The organism is Novosphingobium sp. AAP83 (genome assembly GCF_001295795.1).
In the GTDB taxonomy this organism is placed as follows: Bacteria; Pseudomonadota; Alphaproteobacteria; order Sphingomonadales; family Sphingomonadaceae; genus Novosphingobium.
This window is the reverse complement of record NZ_LJHY01000023.1, coordinates 139,392-161,780: the sequence shown is the minus strand read 5'-3', so window position 1 is coordinate 161,780 and position 22,389 is coordinate 139,392. Positions and strand designations below refer to the sequence as shown.

20 protein-coding genes and 1 pseudogene are annotated in these 22,389 nt (G+C 62.0%); 11 read left to right on the top strand and 10 right to left on the bottom strand.

Annotation, left to right across the window (positions count from 1 at the left end; all coding sequences use genetic code 11):
- Positions 1–47: 47 nt before the first annotated feature.
- Positions 48–1,129: pseudogene (locus tag IP81_RS14395) on the bottom strand (AAA family ATPase).
- A 189-nt stretch (positions 1,130–1,318) separates the two neighbouring features.
- Between IP81_RS14395 and IP81_RS14390 the strand changes: the two are divergent.
- The 3 genes from IP81_RS14390 to IP81_RS14380 all read left to right on the top strand — a co-directional run bounded on the left by IP81_RS14390 (position 1,319) and on the right by IP81_RS14380 (position 4,106).
- Positions 1,319–1,996 (top strand): SDR family NAD(P)-dependent oxidoreductase, encoded by a 678-nt coding sequence (locus tag IP81_RS14390; RefSeq protein ID WP_054108732.1) that lies wholly within the window; start codon positions 1,319–1,321, stop codon positions 1,994–1,996.
- Between the two features lie 76 nt (positions 1,997–2,072).
- On the top strand, positions 2,073–2,810 hold the full coding sequence (locus IP81_RS14385) for a 3'(2'),5'-bisphosphate nucleotidase CysQ (RefSeq protein ID WP_054108731.1): 738 nt from the start codon (positions 2,073–2,075) through the stop codon (positions 2,808–2,810).
- Positions 2,811–2,993: 183 nt separating this feature from the next.
- Positions 2,994–4,106, top strand: a complete 1,113-nt coding sequence (locus IP81_RS14380; protein WP_054108699.1) for a hypothetical protein — start codon at positions 2,994–2,996, stop codon at positions 4,104–4,106.
- A 174-nt stretch (positions 4,107–4,280) separates the two neighbouring features.
- On the opposite strand, the gene IP81_RS14375 is transcribed toward IP81_RS14380, so the two are convergent.
- The gene (locus tag IP81_RS14375) at positions 4,281–6,830 is read right to left on the bottom strand and encodes a DUF2309 domain-containing protein (RefSeq protein ID WP_054108698.1); all 2,550 of its coding nucleotides are present in this window, start codon (positions 6,828–6,830) and stop codon (positions 4,281–4,283) included.
- 4 nt (positions 6,831–6,834) lie between these two features.
- A complete protein-coding gene (locus IP81_RS14370) occupies positions 6,835–8,205 on the bottom strand; it encodes a proton-conducting transporter membrane subunit (RefSeq protein WP_157573240.1) in 1,371 nt (456 codons plus the stop codon).
- A 105-nt stretch (positions 8,206–8,310) separates the two neighbouring features.
- Between IP81_RS14370 and IP81_RS14365 the strand changes: the two genes are divergently transcribed.
- Positions 8,311–9,192, top strand: coding sequence for a LysR substrate-binding domain-containing protein (locus tag IP81_RS14365; protein WP_054108696.1), 882 nt, complete (start codon positions 8,311–8,313; stop codon positions 9,190–9,192).
- Positions 9,193–9,194: 2 nt separating this feature from the next.
- On the opposite strand, the gene IP81_RS14360 is transcribed toward IP81_RS14365, so the two are convergent.
- Both IP81_RS14360 and IP81_RS20480 read right to left on the bottom strand, forming a co-directional pair.
- Entirely contained in the window at positions 9,195–9,527 is a 333-nt protein-coding gene (locus IP81_RS14360) for a hypothetical protein (RefSeq protein WP_197274647.1), read from the bottom strand.
- Positions 9,528–9,541: 14 nt separating this feature from the next.
- Positions 9,542–9,865, bottom strand: coding sequence for a hypothetical protein (locus IP81_RS20480; protein WP_197274646.1), 324 nt, complete (start codon positions 9,863–9,865; stop codon positions 9,542–9,544).
- A 113-nt stretch (positions 9,866–9,978) separates the two neighbouring features.
- Between IP81_RS20480 and IP81_RS14355 the strand changes: the two genes are divergently transcribed.
- Positions 9,979–10,881 (top strand): hydrogen peroxide-inducible genes activator, encoded by a 903-nt coding sequence (locus IP81_RS14355; RefSeq protein WP_054108694.1) that lies wholly within the window; start codon positions 9,979–9,981, stop codon positions 10,879–10,881.
- Positions 10,882–10,888: 7 nt separating this feature from the next.
- Here IP81_RS14355 and IP81_RS14350 read toward each other — a convergent pair whose 3' ends face one another.
- Complete coding sequence (locus IP81_RS14350; protein WP_054108693.1) at positions 10,889–12,334, bottom strand: methyl-accepting chemotaxis protein; 1,446 nt, start codon at positions 12,332–12,334, stop codon at positions 10,889–10,891.
- Positions 12,335–12,780: 446 nt separating this feature from the next.
- On the opposite strand from IP81_RS14350, the gene IP81_RS14345 reads away from it, so the two are divergent.
- From IP81_RS14345 to IP81_RS14335, 3 genes are read left to right on the top strand one after another with little or no spacing between them, the layout of a single operon-like run.
- Positions 12,781–13,212, top strand: a complete 432-nt coding sequence (locus IP81_RS14345) for a DUF3089 domain-containing protein (RefSeq protein ID WP_054108692.1) — start codon at positions 12,781–12,783, stop codon at positions 13,210–13,212.
- Positions 13,209–13,487, top strand: a complete 279-nt coding sequence (locus tag IP81_RS14340) for a hypothetical protein (RefSeq protein WP_054108691.1) — start codon at positions 13,209–13,211, stop codon at positions 13,485–13,487. The genes IP81_RS14345 and IP81_RS14340 overlap by 4 nt, the downstream gene beginning before the upstream one ends.
- Positions 13,484–14,380 (top strand): lysophospholipase, encoded by an 897-nt coding sequence (locus tag IP81_RS14335; RefSeq protein WP_054108690.1) that lies wholly within the window; start codon positions 13,484–13,486, stop codon positions 14,378–14,380. Before IP81_RS14340 ends, IP81_RS14335 begins: the two co-directional genes overlap by 4 nt.
- A gap of 38 nt (positions 14,381–14,418) precedes the next feature.
- On the opposite strand, the gene IP81_RS14330 is transcribed toward IP81_RS14335, so the two are convergent.
- Positions 14,419–14,796, bottom strand: a complete 378-nt coding sequence (locus tag IP81_RS14330; RefSeq protein ID WP_197274645.1) for a hypothetical protein — start codon at positions 14,794–14,796, stop codon at positions 14,419–14,421.
- Positions 14,793–16,022 carry a class I SAM-dependent methyltransferase gene (locus IP81_RS14325; RefSeq protein WP_054108689.1) on the bottom strand — a complete coding sequence of 410 codons (1,230 nt, stop codon included), beginning with the start codon at positions 16,020–16,022 and terminating at the stop codon, positions 14,793–14,795. Before IP81_RS14325 ends, IP81_RS14330 begins: the two co-directional genes overlap by 4 nt.
- Before the next feature lie 197 nt (positions 16,023–16,219).
- Between IP81_RS14325 and IP81_RS14320 the strand changes: the two genes are divergently transcribed.
- From IP81_RS14320 to IP81_RS14310, 3 genes are all read left to right on the top strand, one after another.
- Positions 16,220–17,260 (top strand): DUF1838 family protein, encoded by a 1,041-nt coding sequence (locus IP81_RS14320; RefSeq protein ID WP_054108729.1) that lies wholly within the window; start codon positions 16,220–16,222, stop codon positions 17,258–17,260.
- Between the two features lie 118 nt (positions 17,261–17,378).
- Positions 17,379–18,569, top strand: a complete 1,191-nt coding sequence (locus IP81_RS14315; protein ID WP_054108688.1) for an MFS transporter — start codon at positions 17,379–17,381, stop codon at positions 18,567–18,569.
- A gap of 678 nt (positions 18,570–19,247) precedes the next feature.
- Positions 19,248–19,850 (top strand): L-2-amino-thiazoline-4-carboxylic acid hydrolase, encoded by a 603-nt coding sequence (locus IP81_RS14310; RefSeq protein WP_054108687.1) that lies wholly within the window; start codon positions 19,248–19,250, stop codon positions 19,848–19,850.
- Between the two features lie 87 nt (positions 19,851–19,937).
- Here IP81_RS14310 and IP81_RS14305 read toward each other — a convergent pair whose 3' ends face one another.
- Entirely contained in the window at positions 19,938–21,530 is a 1,593-nt protein-coding gene (locus IP81_RS14305; RefSeq protein ID WP_231626815.1) for an FAD-binding oxidoreductase, read from the bottom strand.
- Positions 21,531–21,577: 47 nt separating this feature from the next.
- Positions 21,578–22,381, bottom strand: coding sequence for a crotonase/enoyl-CoA hydratase family protein (locus tag IP81_RS14300; RefSeq protein ID WP_054108686.1), 804 nt, complete (start codon positions 22,379–22,381; stop codon positions 21,578–21,580).
- Between the last annotated feature and the right edge of the window lie 8 nt (positions 22,382–22,389).

Sequence of the window (22,389 nt, the reverse complement as noted above, 5' to 3'; positions counted from 1 at the left end):
AAGTGCAGAACATATGATGAACGCATCTCTGTAAGAAAGCATCAAGTTCACGCATGGATTACATCAACTTCGCTGGCAGGCGCCACGCGGCCCCATCCGGCGCGGACCAGTTGTTCGATCTGGCCGAGCGCCTCATCAAGGTTGGCCTTGCAGCGTTTGTGCGTGCGCGGAGTGCCAATGGCCTTGTCCAGTTCGTAAATCGTCATCATGCGCAGCGCTGCATGGCTGATCTCTGCGCTTTCAAGGATTGGCACGGGCAACAGGGCAGGGCCGAAGGTCTGCTCCATGATCGTGCGCACCATTTCATGGCTGGGATCGCCGCCATCGAATTTGGAGCAGATCAGGCGGACGAAGGTGTAATCGACCGCAATGCCTGCCTCGATCAACTGGGCAATCACCTGGTCCATCATCGATAGGAATTGGACGGTGGAGCAGAAGTCGGGCGTTGTGGCCGCCAGCGGCACCAGCAGCGCATTGGCCGTTTGCATCACCGGAAGGCTGATCGTGCCCAAAGCGGGCGGCGGTTCGAGGATCACGATATCGTAATCGCGGGCCGTATCCATCCGCGCCCGATGCCGCCAGTTCATATTCCACATCGAACAATTCAAGATTCGACGGGATCAGATCGACATTGGGCCATGGCGTACGCTTGACCGCATAGAGCAGATCGGTCTGTGTCGGGTCGATGGAAAGATAGGGATAAAGCGTTTCATCGCGGGTGATGTTAAAATGCGGGTTGAAGCCGAACAGCGTTGTCGTCGTCGCCTGGCTATCGCAATCGACCACCAGCAAGCGATACCCCGGCACGCCGAAATAGTGCGCCAGGTGCGTAGTAACTGTGGATTTGCCGACGCCGCCCTTGAAATTCTGCACCGCGATGATTGCGGGCACATCGCCTGCTGCGCGGGCAGGCGAGGCGCCCAGCACTTCGCGCATGCGCAACATGTCTTCCATCGAATAGCCAAGGCGGCGGCCATCGTCTTCGGCCATACGGATGCGATTTGTCGAGCAGCCGAGCAATTGCGCGGCTTTCGGGAAGGAAGGCCTTGCGGCGGAGACGCTCGATCATGCGCTCACCTGCCGAAGCAAGATCGCCGATCTGGCTGACTATTGAATTGGTTTCGGCCATGATGCGCCTTTTTGAAGGTATAGTGCGCAAACATTAGCTGATAACATTCAATCGATTAAACAGCGCCAGCAATTCATATCAGCGCCCCAATATCATCCCTGCGTAATTTTGCACGTTGGGCAAGCGCGGTTGACGCTGCGGGCCTGATCCCGCACGGTTGGTCCAAATTCAAACTTCAGGAGAGTGGCATTGCGTTCAATCATCGTGACCGGGGGATTCGGGGTGCTGGGCCGTGCCGTGGCGCAGGCATTCCGCGATAATGGTGACCGTGTGGCGCGAGTGGACTTTGCGCCAAGCGCAGCAGACGAAAACCCCGGCGGCATTGATATCGGCGGGGTTGATCTGACCGATGCGGTGGCGGCGGCCAATGTCGTGGCGCAAGTGGGTGCGGCGCAAGGCGGCATTGATGTGCTGGTGAATGTGGCGGGCGGGTTTGTGTGGGAACCGCTGGCCGATGGCGGGCCAGACACATGGGCGCGCATGTTCGCCATGAATGCCATGACATGTGCCAATATGACGCGCGCCGCAATGCCCGTGCTCAGCACTACGGCGGGCGCGGCCATCGTCAACATTGGTGCAGGTTCGGCGCTGGTGGCAGGGGCTGGCATGGGCGCTTATGCTGCATCCAAGGCGGCGGTACACAAGCTGACCGAGAGCCTTGCGGCGGAACTGGCGGGCACCGATTGCACCGTTAATGCCGTGCTGCCGAGCATCATCGATACCCCCACCAACCGCGCCGATATGCCCGATGCGGATTTCTCGGCATGGGTGCAGCCCGCGTCTTTGGCCCAAGTGATTGTGTTTCTGGCGAGCGGTGCGGCGCGCAATATTTCGGGCGCGCTGATTCCGGTTTCGCGCGGCGGATGATCTTTGCTCCTGTTTGGGAGCTTTGCCGATCGGACCAGGTGTGCACAGGTGCGCACGCGCTGATGAGGATGCCTTGATGACTGATGCCGAACTTGCCGCACATCTTGCTGATTATGCAGGACGATTGCTACTGACCGTGCGCGAAAGCGGCGTGTTCGGGGCAAAGGCGCTGGGCAAAGCGGGCGATGCTGCGGCCAACGAATTCCTTGTCCATGCCTTGCGCGAACAGCGCCCGGATGACGGGCTGCTTTCGGAAGAGGAGAAGGACAACTTTGACCGGTTGAACTTTGCCCGCACGTGGATTGTCGATCCGGTGGACGGCACGCGCGAATATGGCGAATCGCGCGCCGATTGGGCGGTCCACGTGGGGCTGGCGATTGATGGCGTGGCCAGCATTGGCGCGGTCGCGCTGCCGGGGGCCGGTGTGGTCTTGCGCACCGATCAACCGCAGATCGTGCCGCCTGCGCCTGCAACCTTGCGCATGGTCGTCAGCCGCACGCGCCCCGCGCGCGAGGCGGTGGCGATTGCTGAAAAGTTGGGCGCAGAACTGGTGCCAATGGGCAGTGCAGGGGCCAAGGCGATGGCGGTGATTCTCGGCGATGCCGATATTTATCTGCATTCAGGCGGCCAGTACGAATGGGATTCCTGCGCGCCGGTGGCGGTCGCACTCGCGCACGGGCTGCACTGTTCGCGCATCGATGGATCGCCGCTGGTCTATAACCAGGCCGAAACGTACATGCCCGATCTGCTGATCTGCCGGACCGAACATGCAGCGGTGGTGCTGGCCGAGATTGCGGCTTTGCCTGCTGGATGAGCAGCGCATGCCCACCCCGCTGCGACTAAGTTCGCCTTCGGCTCTCTAAGTCTCGCGGCCCTCCCGTGAACGGGAGGGCAGAACTTGCGCCATTCTTCCCTCCTCCCGCTCGTCCTGAGCTTGTCGAAGGACCTTAGGCCAGCTTCCACTTGACCCACGCGCTCCCACATGGGAGCGTGGGCGATGGCTTCGACTTCGGCTGATCAACGTGAGCTTTTCCTGCCCCTGATCGAGGGAATTCAGGAAGAACCGCCGTTCGGGCTGTTCATGCGCAATCTGGTGGCGCGGGCAGGGGCACGGCGGGCGTTTATGGTGGTGCAATTTGCCAATGCGGCGCCCGATCAGGAATCGGCGGTGATCCATGTGATGGCTCCGCGCGCGGCGCAAGAACCGCGTCTGGACTTTGCCCGGCTGCACGCTTTGCGGCTTCATCCTTTTGGCCAGTTGCGGCCCGAGCGGGTCTACTCGCTGGATGAAATGCTGGATTATGATGATCCGGCGCAATTGGCGGTGCAGCGCGCGGCGCTGGAGGACATGGGCATCCGTTATGCGCGCTGGCTACGGGTTAGTGCGGGCGGGGCGGCGGATGCCTGGCTGGTGCTGGTGCGGCTGCGTGAGGATTTTTCAGCGGCTGCGGTGGCGACTCTATCGGCGATAGCGCCGCATCTGGCATCAGCCTTGCGCACTTTGGTGGCGTTGAATGCGCAGCGGTTGCAGGCGGCGCTGGCGCAATCGGCGCTGGGCCGGTTAGGCGTGGGGCAAATTGCGCTGGATGGCAGCGGGCGGGTGATGGCAGCTGATCCCCATGCCGAGACGTTGCTGGCGTTCACGCCCGAGCCGGGACAAGCGGCAGGGCGCAGGCTGGCCTTGCTGCCCGATGCGGCGCGCGCGGTGGAGCAGGCTTGTGCAGCGCTGGCGCGCCACGGCGATGCGGCGGTGCATGTGGTGCGGATTGATGCGCGGCGCGGCATCGATCTGCTGCTGCGCCGCGCCGATCTGCCCTTGCCCGAAGCGGCCGCGCGGCCCCAAGTAATCGGCGTGGTGCGCACGGATCGGCGCGAGGACGCCAGCGTTGGCGCACAAGTGTTGCAAGCCGTGTACGGCCTTTCATCGCGTGAGGCTGCGCTGGCGCAAGCGCTATCGTGCGGGGAGCCACTGGTCGAGGCGGGGCTGGAGCTTGGCCTGACGGTGGAGACGACGCGCAATTATTCGAAACGGATTTATGGCAAGACCGGCGCTGCGGGGCAGGCCGATCTGGTGCGTATGGTGCTGACGGGGTTGTTGCCGCTGGCTTGAGTGGGGTATGGTTGGCTGCGCTGTGCCATTGCCCACCCCGCTGCGACCAACCTCGCCTTCGGCTCGTTAAGTCTCGCGGCCCTCCCGTAAACGGGAGGGCTTTCCCGTTCTTCCTCCCCTCCCGTTTACGGGAGGGGACGGGGGTGGGCCTGGACTTTTTGCTGCAACCGCAGATTACATCTGCTGCGCCACCCAACCGCCGCGCACCCAGCTATGGGCTTTGTGCTTCCACGGATCGATCACGACGAGGTTGATCCAGCCATTTTCCACCAGTCTGCCGACAGAATCGTGTTCTAGCACAATGTCTTGCACGCGTTGCAGCGGGGCAGCTACAATCACCGAGAGGCGGCGCGGGGTGTGGTAGGGCACGCCATCATCGCGGAACAGCGATTGACGGGGCAGGCCCGTGCACAGATCACCGCCGCTACCCTGAACCACGCCAAACCCGCCGACGACGTTTTGCGTGGTCTTGTCGCCCGCGCCATAGGCTTCGTTATCGATGGTGGAGAACAAGTACTGGTTGTTGATCCATTGGCCCACCACCATCGGCGCGGTCATGATTGCGGTCAGCGCGCTGCCATCATCGTCCTGCTGCCAATCATAGCTATGCAGGAAAGCGCTGCCACCAAGATTGATGGCCTTGGTCATCGTGCGCGGGGCGATGATGAAGGCGGCATTGCCCGAAAGGCCCCATTCGGGCCGCACTTCGCCCCAATGGGCAGCCCCTGTCAGCAGATCATCCGCGCCGCGCCCCAAAGCTTTGGCGCGTTCATCGCGCGTCACGGCTCCGGCGCGGGTCAGCGCGCGTTCAAGCTGTTCTAGATCAGACAAGTGGCTGGCGGGGACGAGCTGGCGGTCAAACACGCTGACGATATCCTGCGTGGTATCGTGCTGGGCGGCGATGAACCACGTGTCCTGCGGCAGGGCAATACCTTGTGCGGCAAGGCCTTGGCGCACTTGCGCATCGTTCAGGATCGCTGCCATCAGACGCGCGTTCGGGCCGCCGGGGTTGCCACCGCATGCGCCGCAATCAAGGCTGGCGGCAAAGGCATTGTTGGTGGTGCAGCCGCCGTGGCCGACCAGCGCGACGAGACGCGCGGTTTTACCGGTTAAGCCCGTCAGCGCGAACAGGCCCTTGGCATAGGCGATCTTTTGATCAAGGCTAAAGGCCGGATCGTGATCGTTGCAGGCGATGGGCGTGAGGGCATTCCCGCGTTCCCCCACCACGGCACGCCGCACCTGATCTGTCAGGCGCGGGGCAAGCGTGCGGGCGAGCATGGCGATGGCGGCCAGCGGCCCTGTCGCCTCTGCCGTGGCAAAGCCGGTGGCTCCGCCCTTGGTGGCATCGAGCATGGCCTGTGCATCGTCCAGCGCAGCATGGCGCGATAGCATGGCCGTGGCTTGTGCCTCACGCCCCGGAACCGCCCGTTCGGGCACGATATGCGAGGGCGAGAGGAGCACCGGCAACTGGTTGCGGGTGGGCGCAGCGCAAGCGGGGTTGATCGCAATGGGCAGGCCGAAGAACCCGGCATAGCCCAGCGTTGCAAAGCGGCCTTGGCTCTCAAGCGCGCGGCGTATCGGTTCAGACCGCACATCAATGCAGAACACCAGTTGCGCTTGTGGACGCTCAAGGTTCAATTCGCGCCATTGCGAGGCTTTTTCGAGCTTAGGCGCAATTGTGGCGAGGTAGCTGGCCTCGGCGGCCTGCTGGAAAATCAGGCCGAGCGCGGTTTCATCCATCCACGCGATCTTTTTGAACAGGGCGCGGGCTTCATCGTTCCATTCATCAGGGGCCGTGGCGGGCAGGCCGAAGTGGCCGAGCAGCGTGATCTCGGTGAGGTGGCCAAGTTTTGGTGCTGGCGCGGGGCCTGTGGAATTGAGGGCGGGATTGGTGGCGCTTTGCACCATTGCGATCAGCGCGATCAGCTCTGTCATCGTGGCAGGCGCACCTGCGGTAGCCGTGGTGCCGCCGTGTTCATTGCGCCAGCGCAAGTGGCCCGCCCAACCGGGCAGGGTGGCAACAAGGCTGCGCAGCCAAGTGATGCGGTTTTCCTGCGCGATTTCGGCGCGCCGCATGGCGATGCCGATGAGTTCGAGTGGATCAGCAGGGGCCTTGTGGATGAGCGCTTTGCCGGCGGTGTCTGTTAACCGCAGCAGCGCAGGATCGTGGCGCAGGCTTTCGGTCACGCAAGCATATAGCCCACTTTCACGCCCATAGAGCGGGAGCGCGGCCTTGCGATCAAAAAAGGCGGCGATCCAGCGGGTGAGCACGGCAATACCGGGGGCAAGCTGGCGGCGGGCAGGGGCGGCATCGTCTACCGGCAGATCGTTCAACCGCGCCAGCAGCAGATCATAGGCATTAAGATCGGGGCCGAGCGAGGCAAACGCTCTATCCAAGCCGCCGAGCGTTGCGACGATGGTTTTACGCAAAGCAACGTAATCAATCCGGCCTTCGGCCATCAGCGCGCGCCATTGCGCCAAAGATAGCGATCCGCGTGCGCCAAACAGCGCAGCCGCTTCGCCGATCGCCTGTTCAAACGGCAGGTCTTCAAAGCCAGAGAGCGGGTTGACTGCAATTGCGCTGTCGAGCGGCCAGAGCGGGGCGACGGTGTTGGCTGCAATATCGATCAGTGCGGCCAGTTCGGCGCGGGTTTCGCTGTGATTGACGATGGTAGCGGGATGGCCAGAGATATTGGCAGCGAGCGTTCCGGTTATTGCGTGCATCGGGTTAGTCCTTCCGGCCAGAAGATGGGGTGGGCGTGCCGACATTGAGAAGGCGGGCGATGATGGCAGGGTGCAAGGGCCGCTCGCCCGCACCCACGCGCTGCTGGGCGACCCACAGGCCGAGGAACAGCGAGAGCAGCGCAAACTGGGCGAGTGGTGGCAGGAGCGGGGCAGCGGCATTGGCCTGGACGGTGCCCAATGCCGTTAGCGCAGCGGCGTTAAGTGCGATCAGCAGCAGCGGAATCGCAAGCAGGGCGATATTGTCGACGCTGCGGCCGACATTACGGGCGGCGACTGTTAGCGCACCGAGCAGGGCGGCAAGGGCGAGGCCCAGCGGGAGCAGGGCTGGTGCGATGGCGGCATTGAGTGCAAGGCCCATGACGATCAGCACTGCCAGCGCAATGACCGCAGGCATCGGCCGTGCAAGGCCTCTGGGGCCTACCGGTGCAGTGGAAATCGTGCCTGATGAGCCGAGAAACAACCAAGCCTTGAACAGCCCATGCGCCACCATGTGCCACAGCGCGGCGACATAAGCGCCCAGCGCGATGGTAAGCAGCATGAAGCCCATTTGCGCCACGGTGGAGGCGGCCAATGCGCCCTTCACATCGCTGCGCACCAGCATGATCGCGCTGCCTACCAGTGCGGCGATGACGCCTGCGGCAAACAGCGTGTAACCGGCAATCGGCGAGGCTTCGAGGACAGGGGCAAAGCGTACCAGCAAGAAGCCACCGGCGTTGACGAAGCCTGCGTGCATCAGCGCCGAGACGGGCGTTGGTGCGGCGAGCGAGCCGACCAGCCAGCCCGAAAACGGCGGCGTGGCGCAGCGGGCCATCGCGGCCAGCACGAACAGCAGCGCGGCGGTGAGCGTGATTGAAGCGGCCATCGCGGGGATCGCTGCGGTGATTGCGACGATGCTGGTTGATCCGGCGATGAACGCGAGCGTGATGACCGCGCCGGTGAGTGCCAGATCGCTGATGGTAAAGGCGATGGTGGCGCGGCGGGCGGCGTCTTTCGCTTCGTCCCAACCACCAACATGGCCGATCAGGCCTGCCATCATGCGTCCGGTTACGATCCAGCCCGCAGCCAACAGCAGCGCGTCAGAGGCAAAGGCCATGAGCAAAGTGCCCAGCGCCAGCCCGGTGGCAAGGCGGGTGAAGGTTGCGCGGCGCGGATCGGCGCGCAGCTGGCGGCGGGCAAAGGCGATGACGACCAGCGTGACCAGCAAGCTGAGGCCCGCCAGCGCCGCGCCAGGCGTTGTCAGCGCGACATTGCCGGTGACGACAGCGGCGGCAAGCAGTGCGCCCATGATGCCAAGCGCAACATCTGCGCGGGTTATGCTTGTTGTCTGCGTTCGGGAAATTGCGGTCTGGGCCATGTGTTGAACCTTTCGTTGAGTGAGCAGGTGCAGCACGATCAAAGATTTGTGAAACGAATATCTGAAATATTGAACATTGCATTTGTAAATGATAGAGGCGCCGCTATGGCATTACGAAACTTGGATATCGATCTGCTGCGCTGTTTTGTGACGATTGCCGATACGGGCAGCTTTACCCGCGCGGGCGAAAGGCTGGGGCGCACCCAATCGGCGATTTCGTTGCAGTTAAAGCGGTTGGAAGAGCAAGTGGGGCGGGGGCTTTTTTTGCGCACACCGCGCAGCCTTTCGATGACGTTCGAGGGCGAGCGGTTGATCGGCCCTGCGCGCCAGATCCTGCGGCTTCACGATGCGACTTTGGCCGAGATGTTTGAGCCTGACATTGCCGGATCGGTGCGGATCGGAGTGCCTGAAGACTTTGCCACCGCGCATTTGCCCGCCGTGCTGGCCGCCTTTGCCGAAGCGCACCCGCTGGTTGAACTGGAAGTGACCTGCGATCTGACGCTGAACCTGGTTGAGCGATTCCACGCCGGTGATTTCGATCTGGTGCTGGTCAAACGCCAACCTGCGCAAGAGCGGCAGGACGGGGTGCGGGTGTGGCGCGAACCGCTCGTGTGGGTGGCGCGTGACCGGCAGGCGGTGGCCGACCGGGTGCGCCTGCCGCTGGTCGTATCGCCCGAACCATGCGTCTATCGCAAACGCGCGACCGAGGCGCTGGATGCCATCGGGCGGCCATGGCGCATCGCTTATACCTCGACCAGCCTTGCAGGCAGCCTTTCCGCCGTGCGGGCGGGGCTGGGGATCACCGTGCTGCCGCTGGAAATGGTGCCACCGGGATTGATGGCGGTGGGCGGCGATGCGGGGCCGGAAGGGGCCAGCCTGCCGCCACTGTATGATACAGAAATTGCGCTGATTGAAGCGCCGGGGTTATCAGGCACGGCACATTTGCTGGCCCAGCACATCATCGCTGCGCTGGAGCGTGGGGCCTGACCCTAATTGCCCAGTGTGAAGCTTCGGGCGGGGGTAGGCTTTATGCAGCGCAGGCCATCTTCCACCGGATTGGCGCAACGCAAGTGCTGGGTGCGCAAGGCGGTGACATGGTGGCCTTTGGCGCTATCCTGCCCATCAAGATCATCGCTGGTAATGCGCCAGCGCAGGTGCGCCTTGGCGCGATTGGCGCAAACGACCATGCCTTCGGTGGCGCGGCAGTCCTTTTCAACGCGGTTCGCCTGCGGGCCATTGCTGGTGGCCAGGCGATAATCGTGGTGGGCCTCCAGCGTGTGCGGAGCCAGCGACAGAACAGCGGCGGTGAGCAGGGCGAACATGGTCTTGGTGCCTTTCAGGCGGGAGTCAGCCACTCTTGGTAATTGGTCTGGCAGTGCGCGCCGCCAGGGTGTTTGGCGCGCACTGCCAGTAGTCCACAGGTGCCGGCAGTGGCATGGGAGCCATCGCTGTTCAGGCATCCGGTCTGTGGCACGCCGCGCGCCGGGGGTTGGGTCAGTCGACCACGCGGCATGTTCGAAAACTGGTCTTCAAAAATCTGCGCGGAGACGGCGCGGATTGGCTGCGCACCGTCTCCGGACAAGGGGGAAAGGGCGGTCAGTCCAGCGTCTGTTCGGCACTTCATCGGGGTGACTAGACCGGACTGCTGGAACTGGGCCATTGCTGGGGGGCATCCTTTCTGTTCCCTTGCGAGTCTTTCATGACAAGCAACCGCCCTTGCGTCTAATCGAAAGATTGGGCACAAAAGGATAGATAAAATCTATCGGAGGCCTTGTGCCAACATTACGACAACTCGAGTATTTCCTTGCTGTTGCCGAGTTGCGACACTTTGGCCGTGCAGCGCAGTTGTGCAACATTTCGCAACCAACGCTTAGTCATCAGTTACGAACGCTGGAGGAGCGGTTGGGCGCGATTTTGATTGATCGCGGGTCAAGCCTGCCTGAATTGACACCCGTGGGGCGAGAAATTGCCGAACGGGCCAAGCGCGTGATGCTGGAGATTCGCGATATTCGCGCGCTTGCCACGCGATCACGCAATCAATTGGCCGGGATTGTCCGATTCGGGGTGACGCCGACGCTGGGGCCATACCTGATGCCCGCGATCATCGGCGCGCTCCATGCCGAACAGCCGGACCTGCGGTTGTATATCCGCGATGGCATTCCGGCCGAGCAAGCGCGCGATCTGGTGGCGGGGCGGTTGGACATGCTGGTGGGGCCGCAGCCGATTGCGGGCGAGGATCTGGAAATCCTGCCGCTGTTTAATGAACCGCTATCGGTGGTGGCCCCCGATCATCACCCGCTGGCCGCCAAGCCGCGACTGGAGTGCGCCGATCTTGCGGGCACGCGCTTTTTGACGCTGGATCACCGCCATCACTTTCACCAGATCGTGCAAAGCGCCTGTGCGCTGTTCGGTGCAGAAATCCTGCATGATTACGAAGGCACGAGCCTTGATTCGATCCACCAGATGGTGGGCAGCGGGGTGGGGCTGGCAATCCTGCCCGAACTCTATCTGCGATCCGAGGTGGGCGGCGATGCGATGGTGGTGCGCTTGCCCGTCAGTGATTGGTCAAGCAGCCGCCAGATTGCCGCAGCATGGCGCGCGCGATCCGCCAATGCCGAAGAGTATCGCGCGCTGGCCATGCGGATCAGGGACCAGGCGCGCGAATTGTTGAAATAGCGTGGCTTTAGAATTCGTCCCAATCTTCACCGGCAACGGCAAGGTTGCCTTGCACCATTGGCGCGCGCAGCGTCTTGGCAGGGGCAGGGGCAGGGGCAGGGGCAGGGGCGGCGATCGGGGCCGGACGGGTGGCGGGGTGTGGCTGACCGGGGCGTGGGGCCATCTGGCGCACATTGTCATCAATCCGGAACGCGCCGACGCTGGATGACAGGGTATTGGCCTGCCGTGCCAAGCTGCGCGCGGCGGCGGCGGATTCTTCCACCATCGCGGCATTTTGCTGGGTCATCTGGTCCATTTCGGCCACGTTGGCGGTCACTTCGCGCAATTGCGACACTTGTTGGCCTGTTTTGCTGGCCACTTCGCTGATGAAGGTATCGATTTCCGAGATGCGCGTGGACAATTCGACGAGCACTTCGCGGGTGCGCTCCACCGTGTTGACGCCTTGCGAGACCGTGGCGGAACTGGCGGTGACCAGCACTTTGATATCGCGCGCGGCATCGGTGCAGCGTTGCGCTAGCGCGCGCACTTCGGTGGCGACCACGGCAAAGCCTTTGCCAGCCTCTCCAGCACGTGCCGCTTCAACCCCGGCGTTCAGTGCGAGCAGGTTGGTTTGGAATGCAATGCCATCGATCAGGCTGACAATGCGCGAGATTTCTTCAGATGAGCGCTCGATTTCCTGCATCGATGTGGTGGCCGACGAGGCGATATCCTGCCCTTCCTGCGCCCGGCCAACCGCGCTGGCGACGGATTTGTTCGCATCGTGCGCTTGCGCTGCGGTGTGGGCCAAAGCGGCGGTGACGCCGCCCATTGCGTTTGAAGCGACTTGCAGATTGGCCGCCTGGCGTTCGTTACGCTGGGCCAGATCGGCCGAAGCCGCGTTGATTTCGTCGCTCCCGCGCAAGACACTGTCGGCCAGGCCGCGAATCTCGCCCAAAGCGCTGGCAATGGTTTTGACACCGCGATTGTAATTGATGCGCAGATCTTCGTAATCGCCGGGGAAGGGGTCGTGGATTTCGACAGTCAGATCATTTTCGGCAAGACGCGCAAGCGAATGGTTCATTGCATCAATGATGCGTTTTTGCGCAGTGCCGAGTTCGTCAACCTTGATGCTGTTTGCCCGGAATTTGGTCATGGCTCTGGTCATTCGGCCCACACAATCGCCATGATGGCCGTAGTCGATAGGACTGTTGGTATCACCATCGGCAAGGGCCTCCATCCGCACAACCGTGTTGACATAAGGCGTGCAGACCCGGTCCGAGGCAATGACCATGATCGCAACGATGAGCGCGGTGGAAAGGGCGGCAAAGCCTAGCCCGATAGCTTGGGCCGATTGCGGAAAGACCGTGGCCAGAGCACCACCCGCAAAGTTGAGCGATCCGGCCAGCGTCAAAACGATTAACAGGATACGGAACTTTTGACGGATAGGAGCAACCGTCTCGAACCACGCTAACATCTTAAAATCCCCTCCGATATTCGGAAATACTGGATTAGGCCGGGGCTGTTGAACAACTGGCAAAGCCGATGCAAGTTTGTTTCCTTAACGATCGACAGATACCTATTAACTTTTGGTATGTATCATATCTGGCTCTGGAGCGCGGTCGCCTCTTTTCGCTTTCAGCGTTTATGCCTCCATTTCCGACATGGTAAGAGGTGCGTTTTCCAGCTGGTTAACTATATCTTTACTATAGAGTTTTCGGGCATGGGGCGTTTGGTGCGGATACTTGGACGCACCTTTATCCGATGCGCGGTTAACCGTAGGCGTGCCTTTGCCTCGCGCGCCTGCACTGGCAGTCTCCCTTCGTTGGCCGCTTCTGGCTGGCCGCGAAGGGAGACGCCTTTACCGATGGCCCTGATGCTCTTTGGCACGCAAACTTTGCACCCTCTGCCCGGACTGGCGCGGTGAAGTTCGCCTTTACGCTTTTGCTGATGGCGTTGGTTGCGCCGGAACGCGGGCGTGCGGCAGAAATCGCGATCCCGGATTATGGCCAATCGGTTTATTGGACACAGGGAGCACTGGCACCACTAACACAGGCACCACAAGGCATGGCGAATACCCAGTCTGGCCAAGCGGTGGATGTGTTCTTGGTTCACCCGACGACGACTCGCTCGGCCACAGCTTTCAATCCTGATCCGCTGGATCTGATGGGTTCAAAATGGACCGATGAAAGCGCGGTGCAGCGGCAGCACCAAGCAAACGCGCTGGCCTATGGAAATGTAGCGAGGGCGTTTGACTGGTACTTGGCGCACGAGAACAAGGGCCGCCCGTTAATTTTGGCGGGTCACAGCGAGGGCGCGGCCCATGTGGCAAGCCTGCTTGCATCAATCCAGTGACTTTCGATGCGCGTCGCCCGCTGGCGCTTTCAGCCGAAGCGAAAGGCGTGGTGCCCGGTGCGCTGGGGCTGGGGGCCATGCAGGCTTTGCAGGGGCAGGCCGTGGCTGTGGAATGCCAGCGCGGCATTGCCGTGGCGTGGCCCGCGCCCGGATTGGGGCTTGATCCGTTGCCGGGGGGATCGATGCATTTTCATGACGTTGGTCAGTTCTGGGCCGACATTCGCGCCAACGCTGTATTGCGCGCGCAAGCTTTGCATAAGGTTCGGCGCAAATGAAGATGTCGCGCAGAGACATGTTGGCGGGTAGCGGTGCGCTGCTGGCGGCATCACAAGCAGGCGCGATGGCGTCAGCGCCAGTGGTGGAACGCCAGTTCACGCTAGCGGGGCCGGATGGCCGCGAGGTGCGCATCAGTGAATGGAAACCGCGCGGCAAAGCCAAGGCGCAGATCCTGTTCAGCCATGGTGCGGCATCATCGCCGCGCTTTTATGAAGGGGTGTTCGCACCTTGGGCAGCGGCGGGCTTCCAAATCCTTGCGCCGCTACACGTCGACTCAGTCGAACATCCGCGCACGAAGGACTTTCCCGGCCTTGCCAGCTGGAAGGCGCGGATCGAGGATATGCGGGTTTTATCAGCGTATGTTGGCCAACGCCCGTGGATTGCCGCAGGGCATTCCTATGGCGGGCTGGTGGCTTTGACGATGGGCGGCGCGGCAGCGGTTGTGCCCGAAGGGTTGAGCGGTCCTCTTTCCGATCCCAATGTGCGCGCGGTCGTGGCGTTCAGCCCGCCTGCGCCGATCCCGGCCTTGTGCACCGCGCAAGGCTATGCCGCGCTGGCGGTTCCGGCACTGGTGCAAACCGGCACCAAGGACATCGTGCCCGGCATCACCGCCACCAATGGCGAAGGCTGGCGCGGGCATCTGATGCCGTTTGAGGCAGCGGCGGCGGGCAGCCATCGCTATGGTCTGGTGCTGGACGGGGTGGACCATTACTTTGGCGGTGCGATCTGCCGCTATGATCTGCCGGGGCCAAAGCAGGTGGAGCAACTGGCCGATGCCGCCCGGATTTCAACGCTGTTTGTCGATGCGTTCGGGCGTGCGGATCGGCGCGCGCGGGTCAAGCTGGACGGGCTTGTGCGGGATGAACTGCCGGTGCGGTTGATGCGGAAATAGGCGGGGATCGCGTTCCCCACCGCTCCCCCTCGACAAGCTCAATCCTGTAGGGCGATCTCTTCAATCGTCGCGGTAAAGCCTTCGGCCGTTTGGGCCTGCGCGGCTTCGTCAGCGTCTTTCAATTGCAGATAGAACAGGCGGCGCAGGAAGTCCTGACGGCGTTCTTCGCGCTCCTCCAATGCAGCCTGATCAAGTTCGAGCGCTTCGATTCCGGCGGCAAGATCAAGGCCTGCTGCCTTGGCTGCGCGCTCTGCGCTGTCGAGCCGGTCGCGCAGCACAGACATCTCGTTGGCCAAGACCATGATCATCGACATCGCCTGATCGAGGCCGGGCGTATCATAAAATTCGGGTCGTTTGCCGCGCGCGTGGCGGATGACGTGAGGGCGTTCAGCTTCGGTCATATCAATTCCGTTCATGCGGCAATCTGCTGTGTCAACGGTTTGTGCGCGATCAGCACTTCCCAGCCACCACCGGGGGCAAATTCACCGGCGGTGAAATCACGCTCGGCCACGGCTTCGGAGGCTTCCTGGCTGTAGCCTTCGGCGGCGGCGGCAAATTCCATCACCGCCATCGGCGCCGTATCGAACTTCACGTTTGCCAGATCGAACCCGGCTTTTTGCGCCAGCGCGAACTGGTCCATATCGCGCATTGCGCCCCAGAACGGTTCGTTGTTGTACCATGTTTCATTGTCGAGAATGAACTGGGTGAACGGGTCCATCAGGTCGAACGGCGGCAAATCGGCGTGGATCATCAATCCGCCCGGCGCGAGCACACGGTGCGCCTCTTTGAAGATGCGGGGCATGGCCTTGCCGCTGGTTTCGTGCAGCAGGATGTGGCTGACCACCAGATCGAAGTGCTCATCGGGGAAAGTGGTTTCTTCGGCATTCATATGCGCGAAGTTTACCTCCAGCCCCATTCCGGCCGCGCGGGCATGGGCATAGCGCACGCATGGACCGCCCACATCGATGCCCCACACTTCGGCATCGGGGAACAGTTCCTTGTAGGGCAGGGTCGAATGGCCAACGGTGCAGCCCATATCGAGAATGCGGCGCGGTTTGAAATCGGGCTTGTGGCGCTTCAGATAATTCACCACCGAGCGGCCCAGATCATCGTTGTCCGGCCCGGTATAGCCCATCGCATAAAGATAGACGCCGCGATCATAGAGCGCGCCCACCGAGATATCGCCCGCTGCCACTTCGCCGCAATAGCCGCCGGGCATGCAGTGAATGTCGAGCGCGGTGATATAGCGCGGCGCGGTAAAGCCCTCGGGCATGACCAGTTCGGCCTTGGTCGAGGCGGAAAGTTCGCGCGCTTTGGCGATCAGTTCGGGCAATTGGCGATCGATCGAGCCAGTGACCGATTCCCACAGCAATTCCTGCGCAATGCGGTTGGCGGCGGCATAATGCTGGAAATACATGTCCTTGACCATGCCGCTGCGGATATCGCGGCGATCCACCGGCGCGCGGCCATGGTCCTTTTCAAAGCGCTTCGATACGCGGCCCTGATAGACCGGGGTGAGGCCCGGAAGCAGCGTTGACTGGATGAAGCCCTTGAAGCTTTTGGTGAATTCTTGCCGCGCGGCTTCATCAGCCGTGGCTTTTGGCAGGATGGGATGATCGGCTTGCTGGAAAGTATTGAGCATTGAAGCGACTCCGCTTGGCTGATCGCGCCAAACCCGATCAAGCTTGCGCTGACATGGCCCGCCGGGGCACTGTTCGGCAAGGGTCACAGCGGGGTGCTATCCGCTTGGCGGACAACCACGGGCCGGACAGTGCAGGCTGTATGAAACGGCGCAAAGTTGGCCATACAGATATTCCGGTTTCAAAGGAACAGGCGCGAATGGACGATAACACTTTTTCCCGCCGTGAGAGCTTGGGCCTTGCCGCGCTGGTGGCGGGCATGGCTGCTGTGCCGACTGCGGCTGTTGCTGCGGGCAAAACACCCAAGGGCAAACCGAAGTTCGATTTTATCACCAAGATCGATTTCAAAGACCCCAAGTGGACGCGCGATACATATGCCCGCATCGATGCCGACATTGATCCGGCCAAGGAGAAGTGTGGCTGGATCAAGGGTAAGGCGATGGGCGTACGGCCCAACGAAAAAGTCCGCACGCTGTTTGGCGTCGAAGGCTTCAGCTTTGTCCGGACCAAGAAACTGGAAGACGGCAGCTATCGCCGGATGCTGCGTGAAATCGTGTTCTATCGCGATCCGGTGACGGGCGAGATCATGAAGGAATGGGACAATCCTTATACCGGTGAACGGGTGAAGGTGGTGCCGATTGCCAATGATCCGTTCAACTTCACTATCAGCGAATTCATCCAGGGCCCGCCATCGTACGGCGGCTTGCAAAAGGCCGAACCGACCAAGATCCCGTTCTTGCAAAACTGGGAATATGGACCCGATGGTTCGATGATCCTGCAAACCGGGATCGACATGATCTATCCCAATGCCTTGCAGCCCGATAAGTGGGTGCGCGAAAGCTCGGGCGTGATGAACCGCGTTTCGGAACACTTCATCTATACGGTAAAGCGCGAAGACGTTGAGAATCCGCACCTGACGCATATCCCGCACATCGGTGCGTGGAGCCGCGTGACGCCGTGGTTACCGTGGATGCTGATGGGCCAGGCCGAGGGCATGATCAATTACTTCACCCATTTCACTACCGTGGCCGGTGAAAAAGAACTGCCCGCCGATATCGTGGCCGCTGCCCGCGCGATGGACGAAAAGTGGCTGCATGCGCCGACCGAGGATTACGGTCCTTCGCTGTCGAGCCTTGAGAATTACGCGCGCGAGCAAAAGCCTGCACCGGTGCCAGCGGGCTGGACCCCGCCCAAACCGCCGCCCGCGCCCAGTGCGCTGCCGATGCGCAAGCCCGAATAACCAGTCCTGAGCAGCGCCCTCTCACGTGTTGCTTGGCCAGCCCCCGTACGGACTTGTGCCGTGCGGGGGTTTTTGGTTTGGGGTGGGCATTCCTTGATAGCCCGATAAAGGATAAGCCATGGCCCTAACCCTTACCCCCCAAGCCCGCGCGGAGCTGGCGCAAGGCTGGCCATTGGTTCTGGCCGCCGCATTGGCCATTGGTGTGGGCACGATGGGCATCGGGTTCTATTCGCTGGGCCTGTTCGTCAAACCGCTGGAGGCCGAATTCGGGTGGAGCCGCGCGGCGGTTTCGGGGGCGGCGACGTTTCAGCAGTTCGGCATATTCCTGTCCGCGCCAGTGGTAGGCTGGCTGGCCGATCGTGTGGGCGCGCGGCCGATTGCAGTCGCCAGCTTCGTTCTGACGCCGCTCGCGCTGCTGGCATTATCACGCACCGGCAATTCTGTCTTGGCGTGGGACGGGCTGTGGCTGTTGGTGGCGCTGGCGGGCGCGGGCACGACGCCTGCGATCTGGGCGCGGATCGTTTTGCTGAAGTTTGATCAGGCGCGCGGGCTGGCGCTGGGGCTGATGCTGATGGGCACAGGCGCGGCGGCGATGCTCGCGCCTGCCTTGCTCGGCCCGGTCTTTGCGCAAAGCGGGTGGCGCAGCGCGGTGCTGGTGATGGCGGCGGTGACGCTGGCGGTCGGCCTGCCTGCCAGCCTGATGATCGGCACGTCTGACCGGCCCGTGGCAGGCGCAAAGCAACAGGGCCGGTTCGAGGCGAACCGCCAGACGCTGTTGCTGCTGGTCATCGCGTTCCTGCTGGGCCTGATCGTGGCCGGATTGATCGTGCATCTGGTGCCGATGCTGGTGGATCGCGGCATGGCAGCGGCAGAGGCGGCGCGCGTGGCGGCGGGTGTTGGCGCGGCGGTGCTCGTGGCGCGATTGGTGGTGGGATACCTGTTCGACCGGTTCCACGCGCCTTATGTGGCAGCGCTGTTCCTGCTCTCACCGGTCGTGGCCGCGCTGCTGCTGTGGGGTAGCGGGCCGGTGGTGCCAGCGGCGCTGATGCTCGGCCTTGCCGCCGGGGCCGAAGTGGACATGCTCGCCTATTTCACCGGACGCTATGCCGCGATTGCCAATTACGGCGCGACTTATGGCGGTGTGCTGGGCGTGTTCTGCCTTGGCGCAGGGCTGGGGCCACTGCTGTTCGGCAAGGCCTATGACGCGCTGGGCGGCTACGACGCGGCGCTGCTATCCTCGGCAGCAGTGCTGGCGGTGGTCGTGGTCCTGATCGCGACGCTGGGGGCCTATCGCGAGGAAGCGCATTGATCCTTTCTGATTTTCCGAAGGACAATCGGGGAGGGGGACCGCCAGCGGAGCTGGTGGTGGAGGGGCAGCAACCCCTCCGTCAGTCACCTGCGGTGCCTGCCACCCCCCCGTTTGTGCTTCGCAAAAACAGGGAGGATGTTTGTCTGGCACGGCAGCTTTTGGCGATGCTGCCATGCCCACATCTCCCCCCTCTACCGTCACCCGGGGCTTGACCCCGAGTCCCGCTTTTTCGTTTCGCGCAGAGACCGCCAAGAGCGCAGAGATGTGGAGAATGTATGGAACCTCCAACCGATCCGCGATCCCCTGTGCCTCCCCACGATATGTCTCTGCGGTCTTGGCGCGAACCACTTTTCTTACCGCACGCCGCAAAGAAAAGCCTGACCCCGTGTCAAGCCCGGGGCGACGATGGTGGGACGGCTGCTTTTAGGGCAAGGGTTGTTGATGTCGAATGGCTGAAAGTGGGTGGATTCCTGCCGTCCCACCCTGGACGGGTTGAGGCCGGGCAGGACCAATGACTTTGATTGCAATTCGACTGATCTAGCGTTAATTTTTCGAGGCCGACGCTGCTGTAAATAGCTGAGGATGGAGGAGGAGGCCGTGTCGTCATTCTGACGTCCCGGTTCGCTGTGCGGGCTGGACTCTCGCACTAGTTGAATCCACTGTCCTCGGAGAACCGGGATGCATGATCTTGCATTTCCCATGACTGCGGCTGATCGCTCGATGCTGCGCCATTTCAGAAACAGCCTTCCCAAGCACCAGCGAACGCAATTTGACGCTTCCGTGGCCAATCTCATGGAAACCGAGACAAGGTTTGCTGTAGATCGGCCTTCGCAGCAGCATATCCTTATGGGAAGCTGTGCCGTGTGCGCCTATCATCAATGGCGAGCCTATGGGCTGGATGAAACCGCCGCAAAGACCGCAGTTGGCCGGTCAATCACGACATTCTCGAACGGTGTAAGCCGTCTTCTAATCTGGCTTTGGTATCGCTTGTCCAAAGACCCATTCGAAGCAACCCGAAGGTATACAGCCCAAATCAACCAAACCTATGGGGCGATGTTCGATATCGCATTTTCGGAGCTGGAGGATGGCTTCGTGTCGGTCGTAAAGGTCTGTGGTTACAAAGCCTTCTTGGCACGTCACGATGCTGAACATCTGCTCGACTTGTTTTGCGAATGGGACCGGGTCTGGATTGACAGCATCCCAAAAGGCATCCGCTTCAGCCGCCCTTCGACTATCGCGCAAGGCGCTGGATCTTGTCGCTTCGAGTTCAGGAGGGAATAGGCGCCAGCGAGCGACCGGGAGTGGCGAATACGGGGTCGCTTCCAGAACGGCATCTTTTGTGCCGCAATCCCGAAAAGCCGCCCCTCTTCAAAGCCCCAGCGCGCCGGGGTTCATCAGGCCTTGCGGATCGAGTTCGCGCTTTATCGCGCCCAGCAGGGCCTTGGCGGCGGGGGAGAGGCGGGATTGGTAGGGGTAGGCGCGGCCGATCTGGAAGTGGCCTGCGCCGTGGTCTTGCATCAGGCTGACGATGGCTTCCTTGAGGTCATCGGCATAGGCGCGGGCTGCTGGGTTGGCGGGGAAATCCTTGAGGCCTGCGATATATTCATCGCCCAGCGTGGTGAGGTGATAGGGCGTGCGGGCGTCGGGCCAATAGAGCGCGATTTCATAGAGGAAACCCGATGCGCCAACGGGGGAAAACATTGTGCCGGTCCACACGCCCAGCCTGTCCATATCGGCTTTGCGCGCGGCGAGCAGGGCTTTGAAGGCGGTGTCGAAGGCTACGGCTTTATCGTGGGCGAAGACGCCGTGGATCGGCACCCAGCGTTCCGCGCCGGGGCCAAGGATGTTGAACAGCGGCGCAAAGGGGACGGATCGCACGAATGTGGGCACTGAATTGGCAATCTCGCGGCCATGTGCGCCCACGATCCGGCGCAATTGTTTGGCCTTGTGCGCGGCGTCTTGGCCGTCGAAGCCTTCGACGATGAAGTGGCACATATAAGCGCCCGCGCGCATCGGGTCTTCTCCGGCGAGGCCCATCTTGACGAGCGTGGCAAGGCCTTTGAGCTTGTCCGGCGCTTTCTGCATCACTTGCAGGGCGATCTTCAGCCGAGCGCCAACACCTTCCTGCCGCGCGATCTGGCCTTGGGACAGGGCCAGGTCGAGGCCGAAGTGGCTGTCGTCCAATCGCGCGAGCTGGGCCTTGCGCACGCCGGTATGGTAATCGGCAAAACTGTCGAACGCGAAGGATACCGTCTCGGCATGATGCAACACTGGCAAGAGTGGCAGGCGGATGCGCGCCTTGATCCCGAAGACGCCGCAATCGCCGGTGAACAGCCCGGTCATATCCGGCCCATAGAAGCGCATGCCATCGCAGGCGTTGGTCGTAAGCACTTCGCCGCTGGCCAGCACGACATCGAAACCGATCACCGATTGCGCGGAAATGCCATGCGCGGTGCCGCCGTGGCTGAGCGTGTTCTGGCTCATAGATCCGCCGACGGTGGCGGCGATGCCCGAGAATGGTCCCCAGAATGGCGTGCGCAAGCCTTTGGCCTCAAGCGCGATCTTGAGGTTTGCCCAAGTCACGCCCGCGCCTGCGGTGACAACCGCATTGGTTTCATCGATCACGATATCGTCCAGCGCGCCGGTATCGATCAGGATGTGCCCGCCTTCGGGGCGGATATAGCCATCGGTATAGGATGCGCCGCCGCCGCGCGGCACCATCGCCACTTGGGCACCGGCGCACAGCTTTACTGCTTCGGCCAGCGCCTCAACGCTGGCGGGGCGGATAACCGCCAGCGGCAGCCCGCCGGTGCGATAAACGTCGTTGGCAAAGTAGGCGAGCGAATCTGCCGCAATATCGACGGCATCGGAACCGAGCGCTTGCCGCAAGGCATCCAGAAAAGTGGCATCGGCCGTCATCGCTAAATCGCCCCGAAAGATCGTATCGCGGCGTTTTGCCACGGGGCCGCGCGCTGCGGCAATGGCCCCGTGGAATATCCGGCCTGCGATTACTTATCGGTGAAAGCGGCAGGGCGCTTTTCAACGAAGGCGGCTACGGCTTCGGAGTGATCGTGCGTGTGGTGCGCCAGTGCCTGATAGGCGGCAGAGAGTTCGAGCAGCGGGGCCAGCTTCATATCCTGCCCTTCGCGCAGCAGGCGCTTGGCCATGCGCGTGGCGTGGCCGGGGTTCACCGCGATCGAATGCGCCACTTCCAGCGCGCGCGGCATGACCTGATCGGGCGCGACGACTTCGGCAACGAGGCCATATTCCAGCGCCTTGGCGGCATCGATGGTATCGCCGGTCAAAGTCAGCAGGCTGGCGCGGGCCATGCCGATGATGCGCGGCAGCAGCCATGCGCCGCCATCGCCGGGGACGATGCCCAGCTTTACAAAGCTTTCGGCAAACACGGCCTTTTCCGATGCGATGCGCACATCGCACATACAGGCAAGATCAAGCCCCGCGCCGATGGCCGCGCCATTGACTGCGGCCACAACCGGCACTTCGAGTTCATAGAGCGCTGCCGGGATCAATTGGATGCCGGTGCGATAGGAATTGCGCAATTCATAGGGTGTGCCTGCAAACATGCCGGTCTTTTCAGACATGTGCTTGATATTGCCGCCTGCGCAGAACGATTTGCCCGCGCCCGTCAGCACCACCGCGCGCACAGAGCGATCCCGCGTCATCTTGGCGCAGAAATCGGCGATCTCTTCGCTATAGGCGGTTTCGGAAATGGCATTGCGCTCTTCCGGGCGGTTCAGCGTGGCGATGACAACGGGGCCATCGCGTTCGATCAGCAAAAAGGGTTGGGACACGTGCGGGT

Coding starts and splice junctions, on each gene's coding strand:
- IP81_RS14320 (WP_054108729.1), top strand. CDS start 16,220: ATGGACGATAACACTTTTTCCCGCCGTGAGAGCTTGGGCCTTGCCGCG.
- IP81_RS14335 (WP_054108690.1), top strand. CDS start 13,484: ATGAAGATGTCGCGCAGAGACATGTTGGCGGGTAGCGGTGCGCTGCTG.
- IP81_RS14360 (WP_197274647.1), bottom strand. CDS start 9,527: ATGTTCGCCCTGCTCACCGCCGCTGTTCTGTCGCTGGCTCCGCACACG.
- IP81_RS14325 (WP_054108689.1), bottom strand. CDS start 16,022: ATGCTCAATACTTTCCAGCAAGCCGATCATCCCATCCTGCCAAAAGCC.
- IP81_RS14310 (WP_054108687.1), top strand. CDS start 19,248: ATGCATGATCTTGCATTTCCCATGACTGCGGCTGATCGCTCGATGCTG.
- IP81_RS14370 (WP_157573240.1), bottom strand. CDS start 8,205: ATGGCCCAGACCGCAATTTCCCGAACGCAGACAACAAGCATAACCCGC.
- IP81_RS14350 (WP_054108693.1), bottom strand. CDS start 12,334: ATGTTAGCGTGGTTCGAGACGGTTGCTCCTATCCGTCAAAAGTTCCGT.
- IP81_RS14330 (WP_197274645.1), bottom strand. CDS start 14,796: ATGAACGGAATTGATATGACCGAAGCTGAACGCCCTCACGTCATCCGC.
- IP81_RS14380 (WP_054108699.1), top strand. CDS start 2,994: ATGGCTTCGACTTCGGCTGATCAACGTGAGCTTTTCCTGCCCCTGATC.
- IP81_RS14375 (WP_054108698.1), bottom strand. CDS start 6,830: ATGCACGCAATAACCGGAACGCTCGCTGCCAATATCTCTGGCCATCCC.
- IP81_RS14315 (WP_054108688.1), top strand. CDS start 17,379: ATGGCCCTAACCCTTACCCCCCAAGCCCGCGCGGAGCTGGCGCAAGGC.
- IP81_RS14365 (WP_054108696.1), top strand. CDS start 8,311: ATGGCATTACGAAACTTGGATATCGATCTGCTGCGCTGTTTTGTGACG.
- IP81_RS14385 (WP_054108731.1), top strand. CDS start 2,073: ATGACTGATGCCGAACTTGCCGCACATCTTGCTGATTATGCAGGACGA.
- IP81_RS20480 (WP_197274646.1), bottom strand. CDS start 9,865: ATGGCCCAGTTCCAGCAGTCCGGTCTAGTCACCCCGATGAAGTGCCGA.